This is a genomic window from Bradyrhizobium diazoefficiens (genome assembly GCF_016612535.1).
Taxonomy (GTDB): Bacteria; Pseudomonadota; Alphaproteobacteria; order Rhizobiales; family Xanthobacteraceae; genus Bradyrhizobium; species Bradyrhizobium diazoefficiens_C.
In genome coordinates, this window is sequence record NZ_JAENXS010000001.1 from 547,837 (window position 1) to 566,422 (window position 18,586).

Below are 18,586 nucleotides of genomic sequence, written 5' to 3' on the forward strand. Positions count from 1 at the left end.
CACAGCAGCATACAGGTGGTGCCAATCACTCGGCCTTCCCTGCGCAGTGGGTTGACGGCTTATGCCGTGCTCTCCCGGGAGCCGAGTTCCCTCTGGCCTCCCTCGCTCCGCGAATTGACGATGCAGTTGACCCGGTTGGGCGCTCCACATCTCCGCGAAAGCTTGACCGTAGCGACGACGGCCAGGACCACACGGTTTTGCCGTACGCACGGCTCGCTTGTTCGCCGCATTATCTCCCGGCCTTGTCGACATTGCCGGAAGAATGCTGGCGAGACGAACCTGACAGCGCCGCTCGTCGGCACGTGGTTTCGGGCTCACAGGGACTACCCGCCCTGCCCGCACCTCTCGCACCCGACGCTGCCCGCGTCCACCGCAAGCCCGGCTCGCAATCAAGACGACACGAGATCGCCCCTCAAGGATGAGCCGGGATACCACGACACATACGCCGTTTCCGAATTTCGGTAAAGTGGAATATTTCTGTGGGGAGGGGTTGACGGCGTGGCGGGTGTTTTGCCCGTCGCCGATCCCGGATTACGCTTCCGCCTTCACCCTTCGAGCTGTGGCGACAAGTCGCTCCGTCCGGTCACGAATCGACCCAGGCAGCAAAAACACCCGGCGGTTCCCGCCGGGTGTTTGTTCAGATGCTTGGATAGATATTACCGGTTGCGCTGAGTCCGAAATCCACAGCTGCCTGTGCGAATGGCGCACCAGTTCTGCGACGGACAGGCTTTCGAAGAATCCGGAACGCACGATTCCGCAGGCGTGCCAGGTTTCGCCCGGCGCCGTCGCAGGAGCCGTGAGGCCAATGATCACCTTCCATCCCTGCCCCCGAATGGCGCCTGCCCGGACTTGTGCCGGACCCAGCCGCATCGCACTCGGTCCGCGCGATCGTCACTCCGTCTCCGCTTCGCGCGATGAAGCTCGGGGATCGTCATCGTCGCCATCCGGGATGGCGCAGGAGCCGAATTCCCGCCTGACCCGCTCGATCTCGGCGATGCGCTCGTGCAGCCGCTGCAAATGCTCGGCCGATGTCGCCCGCCAGAACCGGAAGGTGTCGGCGGTGAGCGGCAGGAAGGCCGTTCCGAACGGCGTCGGCTCGGAAACGATGGTGCGTCCAAGCAACAGGAACCGATTGGCGCCCGAGACGACGAGAGTCGCATAGCCGCGGTTGCCGGTTCGCCTGATCCCGTTCAGCGACCATTCGGCGAGCTTGCTGAAATAGGGCTCTTCGCGCCAGCGATCGGGGCAATCGTCGTCGACGGTGACGTTGACGGCGTCCTGGCTGAAATGCACGATGATGCCCGACTTCGCAGGGAACCAGTCGTCGTCCAGATGGCCTTGCAGCCAGGCGCAGACGAAGGACCGGCACATTTGCGGACGGCGGTCGTAGATGGTACACTCCGTGCCCGTCTGCCAATGCTTGCAGAGTTGGTTCACCGGCTTGTCGACGGCGGCCACCTCGAGGATATCGCAGCAGGCATTGCACGACCCGCATTCCCGCGCGGGCCGCGCCGTCTTCGGCAGTCCGGTCGCACGAAAGCCCTGGCCGTCGCGAACCAGGAGCTTCTGCTTCTCCAGCGCATTCAACGCACGTTCGATCTTGAGACGAGATAGTCCGGTGGCGTCAATCACGCCCTTCATCGTCGTCGCGCCTGCCTCTACCGCGCGGACGACGCTCAGCATTGCCTGATCCATTTTCTGTTCTTGTCGTTTGCGTCCGCTCCCTGACGCAGGCATTGCATGATGGCTTAGGCGGAAAGCTATCTTTCTCCCATTTGCGAGACAACGAGGGCGGCCCGACACGCGTGCATGCAGCGCTTGCGCAAATGGAGGATCACGCGCGAAGTGAAAGACCTCATATGCATGCACGAAAGGGCAACGTCGCGTGCGCTTTGGCTCAATTCGCGCGCAAACAAGTCGCTTTCGCCTTCTTACGCGTCGAGATATGACGTCCAGCATGCATCGACGTCACGCAGTCGTGATACTTGCGGGTGCACACGAAGAGAAGCGCAAACAACACGTTCTCGTGATCGATAAGGTGCGAGAGCAGCGGTCCCTGTCGTTGATGCACGCAGCCTCTATCGAAAATCGGCAGAGTTGGCGGCGCGTTGGTTTTGCGCCACACCGGGAACTCCTTGCCGGTACATGCAGGCATGAATCGGCGATTGCAACGCGCGCGTGACATGCGTCTCCGTCGCGCGACCAAGGTCGAATATTCGACGTCTGGAAATGGGATAGCGCTATTGCGCGCCCGATCCGCCCTGCACGATCTTTTCGTTCAGCTTCTGGTCGACGGTCTCGACCGTGCGGTCGATCTCGGCATTGGGCGCGCCGATCTGATGCGAGATCAGCTTCACCAGAAGATCGACCCGCTCGATGAACGGCGCGCCGCTGGCCACGGCCCGCGCCGCCGATGACGGCTTCAGCAGGCTTTCCGCTGCCTTGGCGTATTTCGCAAACGGCACCTGGTCCTGCGGATCGGCGCCGAGCCGGCGGGCGATGGCGTCGACATGGTCGTAGATCGTCTGCGAGCGCGCGAGGTCGCCATGCACGGCATCGCGGATCGACTGCGGCTCGTGCGGCGTGATGCAGCGATAGTTGCCGGTGAGCAGCATCGACCATTTCGCCAGCGGCACGAACAGGGACTCGAACACTTTGAGCTTCACCGGCACGTCGTGGCCGTCGAGCATTACCGCGTCGATGTCGGCTTCGAGCTCGCGCAGCACCTTGTTGTGCTTCGCGTCGGCGAAGGCCGAGGCCTTGAAGTTCGTGGGCAGGCCGACATGCAGCACATTCGCCGCTTCCTCCGGCGGACGGAAGGCCTGCGGATCGGGCGAGCACAGCGTCACCAGCCCCGGCTCGAACCGCTCCCACACCTGCGCATTAGTGTAGGCCTCCTCGAGATCCATGTCGGCGAGCGCCGGGATGCGCTTGAGATAAGGCAGCGGCGGCATGTTCATGATCGAGAGGCACGGCAGCTTGGCCGCGGCGATCTTGACCATGAGCACACGGACCGTGTGGTTGGTGTATTGCGGCTCCTGCATCGCCAGGCCGACCAAATCGTAGCGGGAGACGTCGACATCGGCGGGCGTCACCGCGTCCAGTCTGCCGGGCAGGTCACGCGAGAAAATGGCACGGTGCACGGCCTCGTCGCGCAGCTTGATGCGCACCTCGGTACCGTCGCGGTTGATCAGTTCCGCGGTCTTGGCGCGGCAGACCAGGGTCACGTTATGCCCGGCCATCAGCAGCTTCGTGCCCAGCAGGGAGCCGTAGGAAGCTCCCAGAATCAGTACGTTGCGCGCCATGTTCGTTCCCTCGACAACTTGTACGGTTTTTTGGGCCCCGGGCGTCATCCTCGGATGCGTTGCAGCATCTAAGGCAAACTGGCCGAGGATGGCAACTGGGATAATGCATACAAGGAGACCGCGGATATTCCGTCGCCCGGACGGAGCCGACGGCTTGGCTCCTTCGCGGCAACTGCGGCTTTACCGAAGTTGAGATTCGCCCGTCATCGGCCCTCGTACCGGCCCGCACTGCTACGGCTTTCGAATCACGGTTGAAATCCGTCGTGGGCAACGCAGCGTGATTGGCCCTGTTTCGCTCGACGCATCCTGCTTCGGTTGATAAGCCCCACTCCGCGAATGGCGGGGACTTGAGTCGGGACATGACGGTTGCGATCGAGATGGGGCAGACCATTGCGGGCGCCGCGGCGGCCATGGACCTCGAGGAACTGCTGGCGACCCGCCTCCTGGTGCAGGGCAATTCGGGCTCCGGCAAATCGCATCTGTTGCGGCGCCTGCTGGAGCAGAGCGCACCCTGGGTGCAGCAGGCCATCATCGACCCCGAAGGTGATTTCGTCACGCTGGCCGAGCGATTCGGCCATCTGGTGATCGAGGGCGAGGATCACACCGAGCGCGGTCTTCAGGTCGCGGGTGAACGTGCGCGGCTGCACCGGGTCTCTACCGTGCTCAATCTCGAAGGGCTGGATGCCGAGAACCAGATGCGGCGCGCGGCCGCGTTCCTCGGCGGTCTGTTCGACGTCGACCGCGACCATTGGTACCCGATGCTAGTGGTCGTCGACGAGGCGCAGCTGTTTGCACCCGCGGTTGCCGGCGAAGTATCGGACGAAGCGCGAAAACTCTCGCTCGGCGCCATGACCAATCTGATGTGCCGCGGCCGCAAGCGCGGCCTTGCCGGCGTCATCGCGACCCAGCGTCTGGCAAAGCTCGCCAAGAACGTCGCCGCCGAAGCCTCGAACTTCCTGATGGGCCGGACCTTCCTCGACATCGACATGGCGCGCGCCGCCGATCTGCTCGGCATGGAGCGGCGGCAGGCAGAAGCCTTTCGCGATCTCGAGCGTGGACAGTTCATGGCGCTCGGACCCGCGCTATCGCGCCGTCCACTGCGGCTGAACATCGGCCCGACCGCGACCTCCCCGCGCAATTCGACGCCACGGCTGATGCCGATGCCCGAAGCGATGCTGGAAGACGCGCGCGCCGTGATCCTGGCCGCGCCGCCGCCGGATGCCAGCCGGCCGCAGCGCCGGCCGGCACCGGACCTGCTCGAACAACTCCGCGCGGCAAAGGCGGCGGCGCCCGAAGTCAGCCCCGAATTGGTCGAGGTCCCCGTCAGTGCCGAGGAGCTCGCAGAACGGCGCGACCGCGTGGATCGTACGCTTCGGGCCGTGCTCGCCGCGCCCGATGCCGGCTTCCGCGCCATCGGCGTGCTGTATCAGGAATTCGTGGTCCGCTGCCGCATCGAAGGCCTCGGCGCGGCCGTCCCGGACCTCGGCGAATTCCGCCGCATGCTGACCCATGCCCGCGCCGGACTCGGCACTGACCTCGCCGAAGACGATTCCTGGCAGGAGGTGACGGTGCGCGCTTCGATCCTGCCCGACGATATGCAGGGCGTGTTCATGATGATCGCGCGCGCCGCCAAAGAAGGCTGGCCCTGCCCCGGCGATGCCGCCATCGCGCGCGCCTATGGCTCGCATTCGCTGCGCCGGGCGCAGCGCCTGCTCGGCTATATGGAGGAGCAGGGCCTCATCGTCGTCCAGCTCGATGGCGGTGGACGCCGGTTCGTGACGCTGGTGGAATTGGCCTGGGCGACCGCACCGGGCGATCCCAATGGCGACGATGTGCCGGGGGAGCCGGTTCAGACCGCGGCTTCGGCTTGATCAGTCCCGTCGCTGGCGAACATGCGGCGGTAGAGCACGCTCGAGACGAGCCAGGCGATCACGAACAGCGCGATCACCGCGAAGCCGACATTGGCCAGCGACTCGTTCAGCGCATCGACCAGCGCCCACACGCCGCCGGTCAAACCAAACCGGTCGGCGACCAAGCGTAGCGCCTCGATGCCGCCGATCAACAGCGCGACCGCGACGGACGCACCCGTGATGGTGAGGTTGTACCAGAGCTTTCGCATCGGATCGACGAAGGCCCAGCGATAGGCGCTGACCATCAGCGCGGAGTCGGCAGTGTCGACCAGCGCCATGCCGGCCGCGAACAGCGCGGGGAAGACCAGGACATCGGCGAGCGACGCACCGCGCGCGGCTTCGGTGGCGGAGATGCTGAGCAAGCCGATTTCGGTCGCGGTGTCGAAGCCGAGCCCGAACAACAGGCCGAGCGGAAACATGTGCCAGGGCCTAGTCACCAGGCGGAACATAGGGCCGAGCAGGCGCGCCAGAAAGCCGCGGTTGGCGAGCAGTGCGTCGAGCTGGGCTGCGTTGTGAATGCCGTGGTCCCGCGCGGCACGAAACGTCCGCCACAGGCCGGCGAAGATGGCGAAATTGGTGGCCGCGATCACCAGCAGAAACAGTGCCGACACCGACGTGCCGATGAAGCCGCCGATGTCCTTAAGCAGGCTGTCCCCACCCAGGCTGACCACGCCCAACGCGAGCAGCATGGTCGCGACCACGACCACGCTGGAATGACCGAGCGCGAAATACAGGCCGGCGTTGCGCGGCGTATCGCCCGCCTGCATCAGCTTGCGCACGACGTTGTCGATGGCGGCGATGTGGTCGGCATCGACGGCGTGACGCAGACCGAACACCCAGGCAAGCAGCGCAGTCGCCATCACCGTGGGGCGGTCGCCGAACAGCGCGAAGGTCCAGGCCCATGCGGCAACATTGGCGGCGATCAGCCCGCCGAACAGCAGCACCATGCCGGGCTCGAGCGCCCGCAAAGACCATCTCGTCACGACACTCATTCCGCCGCCGCCCATTGCGTTCAACGGTATGAGCTTTTCATAGAATGATCACACTGACCAGCACCGAAAGAGGTCGTCATGCCCGGGCTTGTCCCGGGCATCCACGTTCTTCGTGCCGCGTTGAAGACGTGGATGGCCGGGTCAAGCCCGGCCATGACGATGTGGAGACGTCAGAGCATCGCCTTACGCCGCCTCGGACCCACCGAGATAGGCGTCACGCACGCGGGGATCGTCCTTCAGCGTCCGCGCCGACCCCGACAACACGATCTTGCCGGTCTGGAGCACATAGGCCTCATGCGCGATCTCGAGCGCGAGGCTGGCGTTCTGCTCGACCATGAAGACCGACACGCCCTCCTGGTTGATGGTGCGGATCAGCTCCAGCACGCGGTCGACATAGAGCGGCGACAGGCCCATGGTCGGCTCGTCCATCACGATCATCCGCGGCCGGCTCATCAGCGCCCGCGCCATCGCGACCATCTGCTGCTCGCCGCCCGACAAGGAGCCGGCGCGCTGCGACAGCCGCTGGCCAAGTTTCGGGAATAGCGTCAGCATCTTGTCGAGATCCTGCGCCACGGCGCCGCGGTCATTGCGCACGAAGGCGCCCATCAAGATGTTTTCGCGCACGCTCATGTCCGCGAACAGCCGCCGCGCCTCCGGCACCGAGGCGATGCCGCGGCGAACGATCTGCGGCGTGGTAAGCCCGATCAGCGAGGCGCCGTCGAACGTCACCTCGCCCGAGCGCGGCTTCACCAGGCCAAGGATGATCTTCATCGTGGTCGACTTGCCGCTGGCATTGCCGCCGAGCAGGCAGACGATGTGGCCGCGGCCAACATTGATGGACAGGTCGAAATGCACCTGGGCCTGACCGTAGAAGGTGTTGACATTCGTCAGCGTCAACAGCGGTTCCGGTGCGCTCGTGGTCATGCCGCGCTCTCCTGCTCCGCCGTCCCCGACAGGCCGTGGCCGAGATAGGCCTCGATCACCTTGGGTTCGTTGCGCACCTGATCGCCCGGCCCTTCCGCGATCTTCTTGCCTTCGTCCATGACGATGACGCGGTCGGAGAGCCGCATCACCATCTCCAGCTTGTGCTCGATCAGGAGAATGGTGAGCCCTTCCGCCTTCAGCTCGGCGACGAGGCCTTGCATCTCCGCGGTCTCGCTTGGGTTCATGCCGGCGGTCGGCTCGTCCAGCAGCAGCAGGCGCGGCTTGAGTGCGAGCGCGCGCGCGATCTCGACGCGGCGGCGGTTGGCGTAGGACAGGCTGTAGGCCGGCTGGTCGATCCGCGGCAACAGCCGCTCGCCGAAGCGGGCGAGAATGGTTTTGACCTCTTCGCGCAGCCGCTCTTCTTCGGCCGTGACGCTCGCGGGACGCAGCAGCGCCAGCCCCAACTCCAGCAGCGGGCCGATCAGCGGAACGGCCGGCTTCACCGCACGCAGCCGCGTATGGGCGCCGATCAGGACGTTGTCCATGACGCTGAGATTGCCGAAGACGCGGCCGAGCTGGAAGGTGCGCGCGATGCCTTGCGCCGCCAGCCGTTCCGGCGAGAAACCAGTGATGTCCCGCCCCTCGAAACGAACCTCGCCCGCATCCGGCCGGTCGAGTCCGGTGACGAGATTGAACAGCGTGGTCTTGCCGGCTCCGTTCGGGCCGATGATGCTGACGAGCCCGCCTTTGGCGAGATCGAGATCGATGCCGTCGACGGCGGTCAGACCGCCGAAGCGGCGCGTCAGCCCGCGCAGGGACAACAGCGGCGCGATTGCCTCCGCCATCAGATCGTCCCCAACAGGCCCTGCGGCCTGAACCGCACGAGCAGCAGCAGCACGATGCCGTAGATCAGGATGCGGTACTCGGCCGCGACCCGAAACAATTCCGGCAGCCCGACCAGCGCCACCGACCCGACGACGGCGCCGAGGACATTGCCGAGACCGCCGAGGATCACGACCGTCAGCGCCAGGATCGACTGCTGCGTGTTGAAGGTCTCATGGTTGATGTAGGAATAGAGATGCGCCGCGATGCCGCCGCTGACGCCGGCGGCGAACCCGCCGAAGATGAAGGCGAGCGACTTGTAGCGGTTCAGGCTGAGGCCGTAGGCGCGCGCGGCAATGTCGTCGTCGCGGATGGCGCGAAAGCTGCGGCCGAGATGCGATGAGAGCAAGCGCGCCTGCAGCAGCGCGAGCACGACCATCACCACGAAGCTGAACCAGTACACGGACGAGGCGCTGATCAGATCGTAGCCGAACAGCGACAGCGGCGGGATGCCCGAGATGCCGATCGGACCACGCGTGACACTCTCCCAGTTCAAAATCACCAGCGACACGATCTCGCCGATCGCGAGCGTCGCGATCGACACGTAGTGGCCGCGCAGTCGGAACGACGGCGAGATCAGGATCGTGCCGAGCGCCGCGCTCATCAGGCCGCCGGCGATGATGGCAAGGCCGACGGGCACGGAGAATGTCAGCGACAGCAGCGCCGAGGTGTAAGCACCGATCGCGAGCAGCGCGGCGTGTCCGAGCGAGACCTGCCCGATCGTGCCCGCAACCAGCGTGAGGCTGAGCGCGAGCATGCCGAGCAGCCAGGCGTTGATCAGGGTCTGGAGCACGTAGAAGGACACCGGCAGCAATGGCAGGATCGCAAACACTGCGACTGCGACCAGCAAGGCCCAGCGCGGAATGCGCACCGGCCGGCTCGGCGCGATGAAGGTGCCGGTGAGCGGCTCGGGCGGCGCCTGCCGGGCGCTGGCAAACAGGCCGTTCGGCCGCAGCACGAGCACGACCACCAGCAGCAGGAAGGCGAATAGATTGCGGTAGCTGGTGCCGAACACGGCGACGCCGTAGCTCTCGACCAGGCCCAGCAGCAGGCTGCCGACCACGGCGCCGGGCACGTTGCCGGCGCCGCCGACCACCTCGGCCACGACGCCCTTGAGCGTCGCCTGCAGGCTCATCGCGGTGTCGATCTGGTTGTAGTACATGCCGACCAGCAAGCCGGAAACGCCGCCGAGCGCGGCCGCGATGCCGAACACCGCCTGATTGACGCGGTTGACGTCGACGCCCATCTGCATTGCGGCGTCGCGATCCTGCGAGGCCGCGCGCACCGCCCAGCCGAGCTTGCTGTAGCGCAGGAACACGAACAGCGAGAGCGCGCTGGTGATGCCGACGCCGGCGATGAGGAGATCAAGCGGTCCGATCGTGCCGCCGCCGACCTGGAATCGCACGTCCGGCAACTGGCTCGGCAATGCGCGCGGGTTGGGCGAGAAGGTCAGCATCACCAGCTGATCGAGCACGAAGCTGATGCCGATGGTCGCCAGCAGCGGCGCGATGCGCACGGAGTTTTGCAGCGGTCGCAGGCCGAATCGCTCGATGATCAGCCCGACCAGCGCGGCCACCACCGCGACGAAAATGATGGTGAGCGGCAGCGGCGTGTGCAGCTGCACCACCGCGACCCAGCCGATATAGGCGCCGACGAGATAGATCGAACCTTGCGCGAAGTTGATCAGCCGGCTGACGCCGAAGATCAGCGCCAGCCCGACCGCAACGAGGGCGTAGACATTGCCGACGATCAGCCCGTTGATCGTGTAGTCGAGCCAGGAAGACACGCAGCGTTCCTATTGAAGCGAGAAAGGCCGGAGCGAGAGCTCCGGCCATGATGTCAGGTCGGCTTGCCGTCCCAAAGCGCGAAATGCCCCTTGCGCACGACGAGCTCGGCGTTCATGGCGCCCTTGACGCGGCGGGTCGCGACGTCAAACGTCGCACGACCGAAGATGACGCTCGGGACGTCCTTCACCTTGGCGAAGGCATCGCGGATGGCACGCCGGTCGGTGCCGCCGATCTTCACCACGGCGGCCGCCATGTTCATGGCGTCGTAAGCGTAGGTGTTGAAGGCGTCGGGCTCCAGCCCGTTGTATTTTTTCTTGAAGCCCGTGATGAATTTCTGCACCTCGGGCCGCGGATCTTCCGGGAAATAGCGCGTGCCAACGTGGACGTCCTCGACGGCGTCGCCGCCGAGCTCCAAAAATTTCGGCGAGTAGACCGAGCTGGCGGCGCAGATCACCTGCTTCAGTCCGACCTGGCGCGCCTGGCGCGCGATCAGCGCACCATCGGAATAGTAGGAGATCAGGACCAGTCCATCCGGATTGGCGTCGCGGACGCGCACCAGCGTGGAGCGGAAGTCGCGCTCCTCGGCGATGTAGCCTTCGGTGACGGCGATCTCCGCGCCATACTCCTTGGCAGCATTGACGAAATAGTCGCGGCTGGTGCGGCCCCAATCGGTGTTGAGGTGCAGCACCGCGAGCTTCTTCAGGCCAAGCTTCTTCACGGCATAGGCCGCCAGCAGCGGCTGCTCGTCGGCCTGGCTGACCGAGGTACTCCACATGAAGTCGCCGCCCTTGGTGAAGTCGGGGTGCGAATTGGTGAAGCCGAACTGCACGAGACCGGCCCGCTGATAGATCGGCGAGGCCGCCATCGATGCGGGGCTCGAGAAATCACCAAGCTCCAGGACGATGCGGGGATCCGAGACGAATTTCTGCGCAATCGCGACCGATTGCCGCGGGTCGCTCTGGCTGTCCTCGAAACTGTAAGCGAGCTTGCGGCCGTTGATGCCGCCGGCGGCCAGTATCTCGTCGAGCGCGAGATCAAAGCCCTGCTTCCATTGCGTGCCATATTGTGCGTTCGGCCCGGTCAGGGGACCGCTGACGCCGAGCAGGATCGGCTCGGCGGTGTCGGCAAAGGCAGCACGCGAGAGTGCTGTTCCCGCAATTGCGGCGGCCAGCGAGCCCTTGACCAAGGTTCGGCGATTGATGTTGCTCATGCACGGCTCCATCCAGTCAGGTGTTACAAACAAGCAGCAAGTCTTGTGCCGGTCAGATTGCCTATTTCGAGGGCTCGCCCAGCGACAGCATCAGCCGGTTCGCCCAGTTGAAGAACGAGGCGCCGTTGATGACGTCGACGATCTCGGCATCGTCGAGGCCGGCACTGCGCAGCGCCTCGATATTGTCAGGGCCGAACGCGATCGGCGTCGCCGCCAGCGCCACCGAGGCCTTGACCACGGCGTTCCAGCGTCCGCCGAGATCGGCACCGGTGCCCTCATCAAGCAGGCGCTGCACGTCCTCACGACGCTTGGAATAGGTGCTGGCGAAGCGCGCATGCACCGAGGCGCAATAGATGCAACCGTTGTAGCGCGAGGTCGCAGCCGCGGCGAGCTCGCGCTCGGCGCGCGGCAAGCCGTCGGCGACGTTGTAGAAGATGTCCTTGTCGGTCCTGGTGCGGGCTTCCAGCACCTCGGGATCGCGCACCAGCAGGCGGAAATATTCCGACTTGGCGCGGGCGCGATCGACGAGGCCGGCGAAATGCCGCTCGGTGAGCTCGGCCTCGGGCAGCGGCTCGATCCAGGAGACCCAGCCGAGCTCATCCTGGGTGAAGGCGACGGGCGGATTGACGGCGGCGCTCATGATGCGGCTTCCTCTTATGCGTTCACTGCCGCGAGCGCGCGCAGGCCGCTGACGACCCGCGCCTGAAACGACAGGAACGCGACGAGCTGGGACAAGGTGACGATGCCGGTGTTCGACCAGCCGGCGGCGAGCAGCGCCTTCATATCGGCAGATGCCGCATCGCGCGGCCGGAACACCAGGAGGTGCGCATGCTCGAGCGCCGCTGCAAGCCTGGTGCCGAGGACCGACTTGCCCTCCGCACTCATGCGGTAAATCAAGCCCGCCGCGTTCTCGACCGATAGCGGACCGGCCGGAAAGGAGCCATAGGGACCGGAGGTCTCGCCCCGCGCGATCTCTGCGGCGATCGCCTCGACCAGGCGCGCGCCATCCGCGTTCGCCGCAAGCTTCTCGCGATAGAAGGCGGCAACGGGGGACTCGCCGTGCAGCCCGGTCACGAAGGCCGCGACCGCGGCTCGCTCAAGCAACGAGAAGTCGCCGGCGTCGATCGGCTCGAACAGCGAGAGATAGCTCTTCTGCGCATTCTCACGCGCCTGCAGACGCCGCGCGCGAATGGCGTCGAGGGCCGATCCCGGCTTGATCCCGGCAAGCATGTCGATGATGTCAGGCGTACTCATCATAAAGCCTCGTGCAATCCATAAAATCCCGCCTAGCCCGCCAAGGCGACTTCGGGCGCCGTCCTGGTCCATCCCAGCGCCGGCGCAACCTTGTCCGCCACCAGCTCGATCGAGCGCAGGACGTAAGGGTGCGGCGCATCGACCGAATGGACCTGGAAGACCAGATCGGTCACCCGCTCCAGCGTCGCGTCGGTGCGCAGCGACGCGATCACCTCGTCGGCGGCACCGACATGGGTGTCGAACGCCGCGATCATCTCTTCCAGTGTCTCGCCCGGCGGCAGGTGGCCGCTCTTCATGAACTGCGGCAATGCGCGTCGCAGCCCGATATCGGCGAGCCGCATCGCCTCGCGATGATCGTCGGCGACGAACACGCTGCGCGATGCCATGATGCGCGGTTCGGCGCCCGGCGGCAGCGCTGCGAGATAGGCGTCGATGATCGGGTTCTGGATCTCGGCGAGCGTGGTGTTTGGCGCGTCCTTGGCCCGCGGCTGGGTGCGCGACAGCAACAGGCCGTCGCCGGCCTTGCCGGCGCGCGCGCCGCCCGTCACGGAGAACGTCGCCTGCCAGATGCGCTTGTCCAGTTGCGGCCGCTGCGGGTAGAGCGTGTCGCCGCCATCGAGTTGTTTGCCGGTCAGCGCCTTGCGGACGACCTCCAGATTGCGCGCAAAGATCTCGTTGCGCTGGGTGCCGTCGAGGCCAAAGGCGGCAAAGGCGGACGGGTTGCCGCCCGTGCCCACGCCGAGCTCGAAGCGGCCGTTGCACAGCAGATCGAGCACCGCGGCGTCCTCCGCCACCCGTACCGCGTTCTCCAGCGGCAAGGTGACGATGCCGGTGCCGAGACGGATGCGCGAGGTCTGCGCGGCGACGTAACCTAGGAAGGTGAAGGGCGACGGCAGCCCGCCCTCGCGCTCGTGAAAATGGTGTTGCGCGATCCACGCGGAATCGAGACCCGCCTCCTCGGCGCGCACGATCTGCTCGGCGGCGAAGCGATATCGCTCCGCCGGCGGCGCCTCGTCGAGCAGCCGCGTGAAAAATCCCAGGCGTTTCAGGTTTGCAAAGCGTTTCATACGATCCCAGTCGGGCGAGGATGGCCACGGCCCCCGATGATGTCCGTTGCGAGAGCCCGAGACAAGCGGGCAATGCGCAGGGCTGCCAATTCGCCCGGATATCCTCCCTGCCTCCAGGTTGGAGGCAGACTGCCTACCAGCTTGGCACCACCGCGCCGCTGACTTGGTAAGGATGAATTCCCTGCCCGGCGGACGAAATCAATGAAATGAAAATTCATAATTGCCGCCCGCGGCGGACGACGCTTCTCCATCCGCCGTCAAACGGGAAACGAACGGCCGCAGCATCCGCTGACACGCGCTAAGCGCGCGGCTCCGCACGCCAGGTCGACGGTGACAGCATGATCCCCATGCAGATCGCAGCATAGGCGACCATCGACACCGTGACCATGGTGGCGAGCCCGGCCATTCCCGTGCCGAAGCTTGCCACGGCGATCCAGCCGCCGCCGGCCGCGATCAGGATGCGCGCGAACGAGCCGGCCAATGGACCCAGTGCACGGCCTGTGCCCTGGACAGCGAAGGACGCGACGAAGCCGAAGCCGAGCGCCGCATAGGCTGGCGCCACGATGTGCAGGTACGTCATGCCTTCGTTCACGACCTCGGCGTCGTGGCTGAAGAGATTGAGCCAGGCGGTCGAGAAGATCGCGACCAGGAGGCCGATCGCGCCGGTCATGATCATGCCGGCGGCGCCGCTGAGCCAGCCGATCCTCTGCGCCCGTGCGGCCTGGCCTGCGCCCATGTTGACGCCGACCATGGTCAGCGTCGCGGTGCTGATGCCGAACAGCAGCGGGATCATGACGTAGTCGAGCCGCGAGGCGATGCCGTAGCCGGCAAGCGCCGAGGTCCCGAACAGGCCGACCGCGCCGGTGACGAGGATGACGGTGAGGTTGGTCAGCACGGCGTTGAACGCGGTGGGAATGCCAACCTTCAGCATGTCACCGAAGATGTTTGCACGTAGCGGCACGATGCGCAGGGTCAGGCCGGCCGCGCCCGTGGACATATAGCGCAGCAGAAACAGCATCGCCGCGCCGTAATAAAGGCCGAAGGCGATGCCGGCGCCGCCGATGCCGAGGCTCGGCACCGGACCAAAGCCGAAGATCAGCAGCGGCGAGACCGGGATGGTCACGATCGCGCCGATCAGCGTCACCAGCGCCGGCACCTTGACGTTGCCCGAGCCGCGCAGCGCCGCCGCCTGGAGATTGACGATCCAGACGGGAATAGCACCCGCGAAGAGATAGCTGGAATAGGTAATCGCGGCGTTGAGCGCCCCATCGCGGCCGCCGAGCGTGCGAAACAGCGCAGGTCCCCCGAGGATCGTACCCAGCGTGAACAGCCCGCCGGCGATGATGGCGAGCACGATGGCGTGAAACAGCGCCGCATCTGCATCGTCGCGACGGCCTGCACCGATCGCACGTGCAACCGACGAGGCGACGCCGGAGCCGAACCCGCCATTCGACATCATCGTCATCAGCATGAAGATCGGAAACACCAGCGCGGCGCCGGCCAAGGCATCGGTGCCGAGATAGCCGACATAATAGGCCTCCGCGATGTTGACTGCGGTCTGCGCCACCAGGACCGTCACCGTCGGCGCGGCGAGCTTGAGCAGGGTCGGCAGGATCGGCGCGGTCAATAGCGCGGCGCGCCGCTGCTCGGCGGCGCTCGGAGCGGATGTCGCCGCATGGCGGAGGGGTGACGCGGCGCGGGCCGCGATTGGCGTGGGGGACAGAGCCGGCGCGGCGGCATCCTCGACTGACATGGGTACGATCCTGTGATTCCCTGAAGGCACGGTCCATCGACCGCTCCATTTGCATTATGACCATAATGTATTATTATGATCGTAATGCAATAGGGCGGCCCTCACGATTTTGCGGCCTAGGGGTGCCCGGTTCGCAGGAGGACGCCATGGCGCGCTACGACAAGGGACACAGCGACACGACTCGCCGGCACATTCTCGATGTCGCCTCGGCGCAGTTCCGCGAGAGCGGCATTGCCGCAGTCGGCCTCGCCGGCATCATGTCGGAGGCGGGCCTCACCAACGGCGCCTTCTACACGCACTTCGCTTCCAAGGAGGACCTGGTGCGGGAGGTGCTGAGGGATGCGCTCATCCGGCGCGAGGCGCGGCACAAGGCCAATTTGGAAAACGGCGTCGCGCTGGAGACCACGATCCGCGATTACCTCTCGACGCGACACCGCGACCACGCCGGAACGGGCTGCCCGACCGCCGCGCTGGTCGCCGAGATCGCGCGGCACCCGAAGGCGACGCGTGACGCTTTTACCGAGAAGGTCTCCGACATCATCACGCTGATGGCGGAGCAGATCCGGCAGGGCTCCGCGGAAGAGCGGCGGCGTAAGGCGATCACGGTCTACGCGACCATGGTCGGCGCGCTGCAATTGGCGCGCGCGGTGAACGACAAGCAATTGTCCGACGAGATCCTGGAGCATGCGGTGGAGGCGGCGATCGCTCTTGCGAACGACCGCTGACGCATTCGAAAATGCGGCCGCCATCTGTGGCGGTTTGGAGACGGCTGAAATGATTCTCCAGCCGTTGCAACACAGCGAAACTTGATGTGCCAGCATCTGCCACGCTAGCGTCTGCGTGCGGCCTTACAACTTCCCCAAGTTCGCTGAGTTCGCACTGGACCCGTCGCCTGAACCTGCCGTCAGGCGACGGTCCAGTTTCCTTCAAGACAGTCTAGTCAAGTCCCTCGACCGCCACCATGTGGCGCTCGGACGTGCCAATGGTGTATTTGAGCGCCTCGCCATATTCGGGCGAGTTGTAGCATTTCACCGCGGAATCCAGGTCCGGGAAGCGCGCGACGATGCTGCGTTCGTATTGGCCGCCCTCGAGGATCACCTGCTTGCCACCGCGCGCGAGAAATACGCCGCCATGCTTCTCGACAGCGGGGCCGGCGAGAGCCGCGTACTTCCCGTAGGTCTCGGGATCGGTCACGTGAACGCGTGCGCACCAATAGGCAGACATGGCTCTTCCTTTACAATTGGGAGGACGAAACGGCAGGCGCATCCGCGCCGCTGTGACGCTCGAAACCGTTCATTCGTTCGAGCACAGCGCAGATCGACGCGGTATCGCGCGCTGCAAATCCCAGCGCCTCGCCGGCGTGATAGAGCTGCTCTGCCGCGGCATACACCGGCAACGCGCAACCGAGTTCGGCGGCGAAGCCCGAGATGATGGAGAGATCTTTCAGATGCGTTCGAATTGTCGCGGTCGGATTGTCGTAGTTCTCGTCGCGCATCAGCGGCCCGCGCATCTGGAACATGCGTGATGTTCCCGCGCTGTCGGCCAGTGTGTCGTAGACCAGGCCAGGATCGATTCCCGCTTTCATGCCGAGCAGCATCGCCTCGGCTGCTGCGGCATTGTGGATCGTCACCAGATGATTGGCGATGTATTTCATGATGCTGCCGGTACCGAACCCGCCGAGATAGACCTGCCGCCGCGACATCCCGGCGAAGGCCGGCCCACAACGCTTGAACGCCTGCTCGTCGCCGCTTCCGAGGATCACCAGATCGCCGGTCGCGGCCTGCGCGCCGGTGCCGCTGACCGGACAATCGAGCAGGATCTTTCCCGCGCTCTCCATTGCTGCGAACGCCGCACGCTTGGCGGCGAGGGGCAGCGTCGAACATTCGATCACAATCTGGCCGACGCCGCTCGCGCAAACGACGCCTGCCGATCCTTCGACAGCCTCGGCGAGAGCGGCTGCGCTCGGGAGCGAGGCAAAGCTGATCGCAGTGGCCTCGACCACATCCTTTGGCGAGGACAGCGCTCTGCCGCCCATATCGGAAAGACGATCCCGTGCCGCCGGCACGGGATCGTATCCAACCACGGCAAAGCCCGCCTTGATCAGGTTCCGCGCCATGGCGAAGCCCATGATCCCGATGCCGAGCATGCCGATCGTTTCAGTCATGACGCCTCGTTTCTTCTTTTGATTAACGTACCCGGCTTCAGTTCTGCGCGGCCTTCTGCGCATTCGCGAACGGATAGACCAAATCGCCGGACTTGTACTTCGGCGGGAAAATGATCACTTCCTTGCCAGCCTGGGTGAACTGCTGGATGTCATTGCCCTTGATGTTGCGGAACTGCACCGCGAACATGCGGGGCTCGACCCACTCGCCGTCCGGACCGAAAGTGATGTCGCCGACCACGGTGTGGAACGTGTTGCCGTGGATGTAGCTGATCAGCTTCTGCTGATCGACACCGCCGGTCTTGGTCACGGCCTCGCCGAGGATCTGGAGCGCCGAGTAGACGAAGGCCGGCACGTAATAGCCGAGCGCGTCCACACCAACGTCAGCCGCCTTGGCCTGATACTTCTTCAGCATGTCCTCGATGCCGGGGAATTTGACCGTCGGCTCGGGGATGTACTGCTCGAAGGAGACGACGCCGTTGAGGGCCTCGCCGAGCTGCTGCTTGATCGCGGCATATTGGGTCCCGACCATGGCGCCGCCGAACACCTTTGGCTCGAGATTGATCTCGTGCGCGGTGCGGATGATGCCGACGGTGTCGGACGGGTAGGAGGCGACGAACACCAGGTCCGGCGACGTCGCCTGCAGCGCCTTCAGCACCGGCGTGAAATTCACCGTCGTCGGCGGATAGACCTTGTCGTAGACGATCGTGAGCCCGAGGCGCTTGGCATGTGCACGGGCGCCTTCGAGCGCATTCTTGGCGAATTCAGCGTCGGCTCCGACCAGCGCCACTGTCTTGGGCTTCGGATCCATCGCAATCGCGTTGTCGAAGAAGCCCCGCGTCAACGAATCCTTGCCGTTCGGTCCATAGGGCTGGATCTGGAAATAGCCGGGATATTTGAACTGCTCGTTGATCGCGAGCGCGAACATGCCCATGATCAAGCGCTTGTGCTGGATGATCATCGGCATCGCCGGCGCGGTCTGGTTGGTGTTGTTCGACAGCAGCAGATCGACCTTGTCGACGTCGAGCAGCTTCGAATAGATGCCAGGCACGAGGCCGGGATTACTCTGATCGTCATAAGCCACGAGCTCGACTGGCCGGCCGAGCAGGCCGCCGGCCTTGTTGACCTCGTCGGCCCAGATCTGCGCGCCTAGCAGCGCCGCCTTGCCATTGCCGGCGAGCGGACCGGTCAACTGCATGCCGAAGCCGATCTTGATCGGATCCGCCGCGCGCGCCGCGTCGATCGATACATGCGCCGCGATCATTGTCGAGAGCGCCAATGCGACGCCCCCCAAGCCGTTCAGCCGAAACATCCTCACGTCTTCCTCCCTGGTTTATTATG

At 65.2% G+C, this 18,586-nt stretch carries 16 protein-coding genes; 2 read left to right on the top strand and 14 right to left on the bottom strand.

The annotated features are described in order from the left end of the window. Nucleotides 1-891: 891 nt before the first annotated feature. Both JJE66_RS02560 and JJE66_RS02565 read right to left on the bottom strand, forming a co-directional pair. Nucleotides 892-1,695: a YkgJ family cysteine cluster protein gene (locus JJE66_RS02560; protein WP_200512559.1), complete on the bottom strand. Its 804-nt coding sequence runs from the start codon at nucleotides 1,693-1,695 to the stop codon at nucleotides 892-894. 545 nt (nucleotides 1,696-2,240) lie between these two features. Continuing rightward, on the bottom strand, nucleotides 2,241-3,305 hold the full coding sequence (locus JJE66_RS02565) for a ketopantoate reductase family protein (protein ID WP_200512560.1): 1,065 nt from the start codon (nucleotides 3,303-3,305) through the stop codon (nucleotides 2,241-2,243). A 359-nt stretch (nucleotides 3,306-3,664) separates the two neighbouring features. Between JJE66_RS02565 and JJE66_RS02570 the strand changes: the two genes are divergently transcribed. After that, nucleotides 3,665-5,176, top strand: coding sequence for an ATP-binding protein (locus JJE66_RS02570; RefSeq protein ID WP_200512561.1), 1,512 nt, complete (start codon nucleotides 3,665-3,667; stop codon nucleotides 5,174-5,176). Here JJE66_RS02570 and JJE66_RS02575 read toward each other — a convergent pair. From JJE66_RS02575 to JJE66_RS02615, 9 genes are all read right to left on the bottom strand, one after another. After that, nucleotides 5,155-6,207 carry a HoxN/HupN/NixA family nickel/cobalt transporter gene (locus JJE66_RS02575; protein ID WP_246756041.1) on the bottom strand — a complete coding sequence of 351 codons (1,053 nt, stop codon included), beginning with the start codon at nucleotides 6,205-6,207 and terminating at the stop codon, nucleotides 5,155-5,157. The two genes, JJE66_RS02570 and JJE66_RS02575, sit on opposite strands and share 22 nt — an antisense overlap. A gap of 183 nt (nucleotides 6,208-6,390) precedes the next feature. Next, nucleotides 6,391-7,131, bottom strand: a complete 741-nt coding sequence (locus JJE66_RS02580; protein ID WP_200512562.1) for an ABC transporter ATP-binding protein — start codon at nucleotides 7,129-7,131, stop codon at nucleotides 6,391-6,393. Beyond that, the gene (locus JJE66_RS02585; RefSeq protein WP_200512563.1) at nucleotides 7,128-7,976 is read right to left on the bottom strand and encodes an ABC transporter ATP-binding protein; all 849 of its coding nucleotides are present in this window, start codon (nucleotides 7,974-7,976) and stop codon (nucleotides 7,128-7,130) included. Before JJE66_RS02585 ends, JJE66_RS02580 begins: the two co-directional genes overlap by 4 nt. Beyond that, nucleotides 7,976-9,799 (bottom strand): ABC transporter permease, encoded by a 1,824-nt coding sequence (locus JJE66_RS02590; protein ID WP_200512564.1) that lies wholly within the window; start codon nucleotides 9,797-9,799, stop codon nucleotides 7,976-7,978. The genes JJE66_RS02585 and JJE66_RS02590 overlap by 1 nt, the downstream gene beginning before the upstream one ends. A gap of 53 nt (nucleotides 9,800-9,852) precedes the next feature. Continuing rightward, nucleotides 9,853-11,010 (bottom strand): ABC transporter substrate-binding protein, encoded by a 1,158-nt coding sequence (locus JJE66_RS02595; protein ID WP_200512565.1) that lies wholly within the window; start codon nucleotides 11,008-11,010, stop codon nucleotides 9,853-9,855. A gap of 61 nt (nucleotides 11,011-11,071) precedes the next feature. Then, complete coding sequence (locus JJE66_RS02600) at nucleotides 11,072-11,650, bottom strand: alkylhydroperoxidase domain protein (protein ID WP_200512566.1); 579 nt, start codon at nucleotides 11,648-11,650, stop codon at nucleotides 11,072-11,074. Nucleotides 11,651-11,664: 14 nt separating this feature from the next. Continuing rightward, entirely contained in the window at nucleotides 11,665-12,264 is a 600-nt protein-coding gene (locus tag JJE66_RS02605; protein ID WP_200512567.1) for a CMD domain protein, read from the bottom strand. A 32-nt stretch (nucleotides 12,265-12,296) separates the two neighbouring features. Next, nucleotides 12,297-13,331 (bottom strand): putative FMN-dependent luciferase-like monooxygenase, encoded by a 1,035-nt coding sequence (locus JJE66_RS02610; RefSeq protein WP_200512568.1) that lies wholly within the window; start codon nucleotides 13,329-13,331, stop codon nucleotides 12,297-12,299. Between the two features lie 298 nt (nucleotides 13,332-13,629). After that, nucleotides 13,630-15,084, bottom strand: a complete 1,455-nt coding sequence (locus JJE66_RS02615; protein ID WP_200512569.1) for an MATE family efflux transporter — start codon at nucleotides 15,082-15,084, stop codon at nucleotides 13,630-13,632. Nucleotides 15,085-15,230: 146 nt separating this feature from the next. Between JJE66_RS02615 and JJE66_RS02620 the strand changes: the two genes are divergently transcribed. After that, nucleotides 15,231-15,809 carry a TetR family transcriptional regulator gene (locus tag JJE66_RS02620; protein ID WP_200512570.1) on the top strand — a complete coding sequence of 193 codons (579 nt, stop codon included), beginning with the start codon at nucleotides 15,231-15,233 and terminating at the stop codon, nucleotides 15,807-15,809. A 211-nt stretch (nucleotides 15,810-16,020) separates the two neighbouring features. Here JJE66_RS02620 and JJE66_RS02625 read toward each other — a convergent pair whose 3' ends face one another. The 3 genes from JJE66_RS02625 to JJE66_RS02635 are packed head-to-tail and all read right to left on the bottom strand — an operon-like array spanning nucleotide 16,021 to nucleotide 18,557. Continuing rightward, nucleotides 16,021-16,308, bottom strand: coding sequence for a DUF1330 domain-containing protein (locus JJE66_RS02625; RefSeq protein ID WP_200512571.1), 288 nt, complete (start codon nucleotides 16,306-16,308; stop codon nucleotides 16,021-16,023). A 10-nt stretch (nucleotides 16,309-16,318) separates the two neighbouring features. Continuing rightward, the gene (locus JJE66_RS02630) at nucleotides 16,319-17,248 is read right to left on the bottom strand and encodes an NAD(P)-dependent oxidoreductase (protein WP_200512572.1); all 930 of its coding nucleotides are present in this window, start codon (nucleotides 17,246-17,248) and stop codon (nucleotides 16,319-16,321) included. Between the two features lie 37 nt (nucleotides 17,249-17,285). After that, nucleotides 17,286-18,557: an amino acid ABC transporter substrate-binding protein gene (locus JJE66_RS02635; RefSeq protein WP_246756261.1), complete on the bottom strand. Its 1,272-nt coding sequence runs from the start codon at nucleotides 18,555-18,557 to the stop codon at nucleotides 17,286-17,288. Between the last annotated feature and the right edge of the window lie 29 nt (nucleotides 18,558-18,586).